Here is a 1,611-nt window from a genome sequence, read left to right as displayed (position 1 = left end):
TGAGGCTGGGGGGTCAGTTCAGCATCACCCGGCACTCCTCCTCGGTGAACTCCTCGAGGCACTCCGTCCACTTGATCTGCTCTTCCACCCACGGGTGCCGCGGTACCTGCCCCACGTTGAGCACCCACCGGTAGTTGTCGCAGAGGATCGAGTTCCCGTCAGCGTCCACGGCCGTGCGCCCGATGTCCGCGCCGATGCAGCCGTCACCCAGCTGCGGCCCCGCCAGGCGGACGCTCTCCTCGACCGCCGGGTTGGGCGCCAGGTTCGGGTCCCGCGACCACGCCGCGCCATCGGTGTACTGCAGGCGCGCGCAGTAGGCCGTGGCACCGTCGGCAAAGGCGGCCACCGCCCCCCGCGGTCCGCATTCCGCGCCCTCGGTGACGGTCTCCACGGCGGGCGCCGCCTGGGTTGGCGGCGGCGGCGTGGGGCTGGTCCCGGAGGTCACGGTCACGGTCGACGAGGCGGCGGTCGAGGCTGCGCTGGACGTCGTCGCCCCGGGCGGTTCGGGGCCCTCCTCCGTCTGCGGACTCCCGCACGCGGCCATCACGAGTGCGACCGCGGCGACCACGCCTGCGAGCGTCGCACGATGCCCAGACCCGTTCATGTGATCAGTATCGACACCACGCCCGGTTGTCGACGGGCTTCCGGGCAACCGACCGCGACCTAGCGTCGCGCGGGCCCGCCACCGACACGTTCCCTCCCGATCGCCCGGCCGGCCTGCAGACCACCTCCCCCCGGGGTCTGGTCCGCCGTTTTCTCGCGGGTGGACTCGCGGACGGTCTCGCGGGCGGACTCGCGGCTGGGACCGGCGGTGGTCTCGGCGGTGGCCCCACCGATCGGCCCCGTCCGGCCGATCACCGCCGGCGCCACCTTGACCGGGTCACCGAGGATGGCCGACGTGTTGGTGGCGTTGGTCAGGTAGCCGGCCGGGGTGTGGCCGCGCCGGCCGTCGTTCTGCCCGGCACCCGCCGCTCCCATCATCCCGCCCACGGGCATCGCCCCCGGGCGCCCGGCCTGGGCGCCGCCAGTCGACGACGAGAACGCCCCCGCGCCCGGCTTCGCCGTCACCCCGCCCGCGGACCCGGCTCCGGGGGCACCCGCTGCCGGGCCCCCGGCGCCCGGCCCGCCCGTGGCCAGCCCCCCGACGCCCGGCCCGCCCACGCCGCCGAGGCCCGCCAGGGTTCCGGCTCCGCCCATCCGCGAGGCCCCCGCGCCCGCCGCCGCGGCCCCGCCACCGCCCAGGAGGCCTGCCGCCGAGCCGAATCCCCGGTCGCGATCACGGCTGCTCGTGCCGGAAGCGCCATTTCGGACGCCCCGGATCCCGCCGGTCGCGCCGGCCACGCCTGTCGCGGGCTGGCCCGGCGAGCCGACGGGTGAGAACGGCACCCCGGCCGCCTGCGTTGAGGCGTTGATGCCGCCGCCGGCACCGGCCTGACCAGCCGGCGCCGACCCTGCCGCTCCCCCGTCGGCCGTCCCCGACCGCGAGGCCAGGAGCGCCTGTTCTGTGGCGGCGTCGATGGCCGCGGCGGGTGGGCTCGTCGTCGTCAGTCCCATTCCACCACCGGTCCCGGCGGCGCCGGCCGCCCCCGCCGCCCCCGCCGTGCCAGCCGT

1 protein-coding gene and 1 pseudogene are annotated in these 1,611 nt (G+C 76.9%); both read right to left on the bottom strand.

Features of this window, described 5'->3' with window-relative positions:
- Nucleotides 1–13: 13 nt before the first annotated feature.
- The gene (locus B4M60_RS07465; protein ID WP_291081844.1) at nt 14–604 is read right to left on the bottom strand and encodes a hypothetical protein; all 591 of its coding nucleotides are present in this window, start codon (nt 602–604) and stop codon (nt 14–16) included.
- Nucleotides 605–663: 59 nt separating this feature from the next.
- Nucleotides 664–1,611, bottom strand: a pseudogene (locus tag B4M60_RS07460) (hypothetical protein); the annotation flags it as partial.

Source organism: Dietzia sp. UBA5065, assembly GCA_002415925.1.
Lineage (GTDB): Bacteria > Actinomycetota > Actinomycetes > Mycobacteriales > Mycobacteriaceae > Dietzia.
Note: the sequence above shows the minus strand (reverse complement) of the source record. Positions and strands in the feature narration are given on the sequence as shown.

Coding starts and splice junctions, on each gene's coding strand:
- B4M60_RS07465 (WP_291081844.1), bottom strand. CDS start 604: ATGAACGGGTCTGGGCATCGTGCGACGCTCGCAGGCGTGGTCGCCGCG.